Here is a 2704-nt window from a genome sequence, read left to right as displayed (position 1 = left end):
GTGAAGCGGAACCTACGCCCGTGCTCCCCATTTACACCGGATCCCGGACACGACCTGTTGGAGATCGCGCTTGATCCAGCGACGGTGATCGTCGCGGTAGATCCTGGCAAGGCATTCCATCGGGTGTGGATCAGTAACGGGTCCGGCCTTCTTGCTGATCCGATGTCGTTGTCGGTCTCGCGAGAAGGCATCTCCCAGTTGGAACTGGCGCTGAACAAGCACGGCCCTGAGAGGCCCGTGATCGCGATCGAGGCGACCGGCAGCCTGCATCGCCCGTGGGTCGCCGAACTGGAACGACGCCATCCTGGTTCAGTGCGGCTGTTCGCGCCCTCGGAGACGAAATCGGCTCGTACTCAGCTAGGTTCGGGCAGGTTCAAAACCGATGATCGCGACTGCGCGGCGTTGACCTATATGGCGCGTCAGGGCGGTGGCCGACGCTACAGCCAGCAGTCCGCAGTAGAAGCGCTACGGGCGGCGGTGCGACATCGCCGAGGGTTGGTAGCCGACCGAAAGGTCCGCTCAGCAGCGGTTGCACGACCAGCTCAATGCCCTCTGTCCTGGATTGTCAGCGCCGACCGGTCATGGGCGATCGCTGGCGCTGGAGACGTCCACTGGTCTTGCGGTACTGGCGTGCGCTGTCGCGTTTGCAGGACGACCACCGCAATTGCGGTCACTGATCTGCCGGGCCCCGGGCCGATTGACGACCAGCACCGCCCAATACTGGCTACAGCGGTGGCGCAGGTGTCTGCCTCCGCCGGCTGATGCGGAGCCACGTGCTCAACGACTGGGTCGTGACCTGGATCGGTTCTGCCGGCTCCGGACAGATATCGATGCCCTCGATGTCGAAATTGTGGCGCTACTCGCCGAGACCGACGGCCAGATCCTGACCACGTTGCCCGGTGTTGCCTCTGTTCGTGCTGCGGCATTCGCCGCACACAGCCTTCCCATCGAACGCTTCCCCGATGCCGAACATCTTTACTCGGCAACAGGTTTAGCACCCGCGCTCTATCAGTCAGCGACGCTGAATCGACGGGGGCGGATCTCGCGACAAGGACTTGCCGAACACCGCGACGCTCTGATGGGGATCGCCTGGGGACTGGCTCAAAACTCAGCGTCATTCGCCGAACGTGACGCCCAACTCCGAGGCCGCGGAATGGCACCAATCCAAGCCCGCGTCGCGCTTGCCCGACACGCATGCCGCCTGGCATATCGACTGCTTCGATCCCAACAACCCTTCGATGAACAGCGCTATCTGTACACTCGCTGAACCGTGATTTGTACACGTTGCTACTGCGCGCGGCTACTGCGACCTGAGAGATTGACCTGCGCAAGTCGGACGCGAGGTGGCAACAGGCCGACACACCGGTTCGTCCGCGGTGCTGGCGACGCCGAGACGGTCGATGTCATGGTGGTTGGTCGCCTTTCATCCAGCTGCATCCGAAGGTATTGCGGCGGAGGGTTTTTGCCGTTGCCGTCGTACGACAGATTTAGGACATCAAACCGATGCCCAATCAATATCAGCAAATGCAAGGGCCCGCTGCGATCGAGCTCAGGGCAAGTTTTGCATACTTGCAGCCAAGAAATCGTGTCCGAGAGGAATTGGCCACTTACGACACGGGTCGTGGTCTGGCGATTGGGGCGCTGACCGCTTCGGTCAAGTACCGGTCCACATTTTTCGCTCAATCGCCACGCCGAGGAGCTCGCCCATCGGGTGGCTAGCCGTCGGTACCGGACTCAAGCGGAATATTCAGGGATCGAAGCAGGATCGAGAAGAGTCGCCAATTCGCAATTACAGCAACGAGTTCGACCAGGACCGCGGAATCACCGCTGAAGGCGTCATAGCACGCACTCCAGTTTTCCCCGGAGATGACCCCGTCCCGTGCTACATCATCGGTCGCTGCGAGGACCGCACGTTCGACTGGCCCGAGGTGTTCGGAGTTCTGCCAGTCGCGCACCGCGAGGAGATCATGCTCAGAGACACCGAGCAGTGTGGCGATTCGCAAGTGTTGGGTCCATTCGTATTCGGAGCCGGTGATCCAGCCGATGCGCATGATGATCAGCTCGCGTAGCCGCGCGTCAAGGGAACCGCGGAAGAGCAATGCCTCGAGCAGTCCGTGCAGCGCCACTGCCACACGCGGCTGATGAAGTGCCACGCGGAATACCGACAGGTCTGCCAACTCTTCGGGCAACCCACATTCGGCGGCCCGCAGCTGGGCCTGCTCGCGGTCGAGCATCGGTACGCCCTGAGTTTGGACATTTCGCTTAGTACCCAGGGTTGAAGCCGAGATCGGTGAGGATCTTGCGCTCGGCGTCGGGGATCTCCGGCGGGAAGGTCTGGGTGGCGCCGTTGATGTTGATGGTTGCGCTGCGCAGCGGCCGGAACTGCTTGACGACCTTGGCGATGGATAGTCCGGTGCGCGATTGGATGGCGTGGGAGACGGCCAGAGCGGCGAACACGATGGTCAGGTGGGCCTCGATGGCATCGCGCATCCGGTTGAACATGGGTCGGGCATCGAGGTCCGTTTTGGACATCCGGAACGACTTCTCGACGTGCCATAGGTCGTGGTACTTGGCGATGACCTCGGCGGCCGACATCACGGTGACCGGCACGTTGGTCACGTAGCCCTTGTTATCCCGAGATCCGGATAAGAAGGGTTATGCCGATGTTGGGGTTATGCCGACCGGCGGCGGGTCGTGCCTGGTG

At 61.9% G+C, this 2704-nt stretch carries 3 protein-coding genes and 1 pseudogene; 2 read left to right on the top strand and 2 right to left on the bottom strand.

Annotated elements, in window-relative coordinates; genetic code table 11:
- Positions 1-762: IS110 family transposase (locus CRM90_RS29800; protein WP_233209601.1), on the top strand; the 762-nt coding region annotated here is incomplete at its 5' end.
- Positions 763-850: 88 nt separating this feature from the next.
- Complete coding sequence (locus CRM90_RS31535; protein ID WP_158249091.1) at positions 851-1267, top strand: transposase; 417 nt, start codon at positions 851-853, stop codon at positions 1265-1267.
- Positions 1268-1715: 448 nt separating this feature from the next.
- On the opposite strand, the gene CRM90_RS29785 is transcribed toward CRM90_RS31535, so the two are convergent.
- The gene (locus tag CRM90_RS29785; RefSeq protein ID WP_102810424.1) at positions 1716-2234 is read right to left on the bottom strand and encodes a carboxymuconolactone decarboxylase family protein; all 519 of its coding nucleotides are present in this window, start codon (positions 2232-2234) and stop codon (positions 1716-1718) included.
- A 28-nt stretch (positions 2235-2262) separates the two neighbouring features.
- Positions 2263-2628: pseudogene (locus tag CRM90_RS29780) on the bottom strand (IS1634 family transposase); the annotation flags it as partial.
- Positions 2629-2704: the final 76 nt, after the last annotated feature.

This window comes from Mycobacterium sp. ENV421, assembly GCF_002887815.1.
In the GTDB taxonomy this organism is placed as follows: Bacteria; Actinomycetota; Actinomycetes; order Mycobacteriales; family Mycobacteriaceae; genus Mycobacterium.
This window is presented reverse-complemented; position numbering and strand designations above follow the sequence as displayed.